The 1,365-nt window shown below is 70.0% G+C and carries 1 protein-coding gene; it reads left to right on the top strand.

Annotated elements, in window-relative coordinates:
• The coding region (locus ACZ7DL_RS39075; RefSeq protein WP_470781846.1) for an acyl carrier protein at positions 1-1,365 on the top strand (1,365 nt) is incomplete at both ends.

The following is a 1,365-nucleotide window of genomic DNA, read 5'->3' as shown; positions in this document are numbered from 1 at the left end:
CCCCACCACCCCAACCCCACCCACCACCTCCTCACCGCCCTCGCCCACACCACCACCCCCTGGCACACCCACCACCACCCCCAACAACCCACCCCACACACCGACCTCCCCACCTACCCCTTCCAACACCAGCGGTACTGGCTGCAGACGCCCACCGTCACCGGTCGTCCGCTTCCCCCGGCGGTCGACGCCACTCCTGCACCGCGCCCGACTTCACTCCGCGACACGCTCGCCGACCGGCCCCCGCAAGAACGCGACGAGGCACTTCTGAACCTGGTCCGGGGGGAGGTCGCCGCAGTACTCGGCCATGCCGCACCAGAGGCCGTCGACCCCGACAAGGCATTCAAGGATCTCGGCTTCGACTCGCTGGCCGCCATCAAGTTGCGCAACCAACTCGTCACAGTCACCGGCCTTGCTCTCCCCAGCACGCTGGTCTTCGACCACCCCACCCCGATGGCCCTCTGCCGGTACTTCCAGTCGGAACTCCTCGGGGCGGAGGACACCAGCAGCCGTCTCCCCCTCCGAGCTGCGGTCGCCGACGAGCCCATCGCGATCGTCGGCATGGCCTGTCGCTACCCCGGCGGCGTACGAACGCCCGACGGCCTGTGGCGCCTCTTGAGCGACGAACACGACGCTGTCGGCGGGTTCCCCGCGAACCGTGGCTGGGACCTCGCTGCACTGTACGACCCGGACCCGGACCGCCACGGGACCACGTACACCCAGCAGGGCGGATTCCTCTATGGTGCGGGCGAGTTCGACGCCGACTTCTTCGGCATCAGCCCCCGTGAGGCCCTCGCCATGGATCCCCAGCAGCGGCTCCTCCTTGAAACCGCGTGGGAAGCCGCCGAGAGCGCCGGCGTCAACCCGGAGTCCCTGCGCGGTACGTCCACCGGCGTGTTCGCCGGGCTCATCTACCACGACTACGCGGGCCGGTTCCTCACCGCACCGGCTGGCTACGAGGGCTACCTTGGGCACGGGAGCGCAGGCAGTATCGCGTCGGGTCGCATCGCTTACACGCTGGGTCTTGAAGGCCCTGCCGTGACGGTCGACACCGCGTGTTCCTCGTCTCTGGTGGCTCTGCATCTGGCCTGCCAGGCGCTGCGGGCTGGGGAGTGCAGTTCGGCGCTCGTCGGCGGCGCGACGGTGATGTCCACCCCTACCGCGTTCGTGGAGTTCTCACGGCAGCGGGGGTTGTCGGCCGATGGCCGGTGCAAGGCGTTCTCCGCCGCGGCCGACGGCACGGGCTGGGGCGAGGGCGTGGGCATGCTGCTGGTGGAGCGGTTGTCGGATGCCGAGCGCAACGGTCACCGGGTGCTGGCGGTGGTGCGCGGCAGCGCGGTCAACCAGGACGGTGCGTCGAACGGG

This window comes from Streptomyces sp. NPDC036984 (assembly GCF_055607665.1).
Note: the sequence above shows the minus strand (reverse complement) of the source record. Positions and strands in the feature narration are given on the sequence as shown.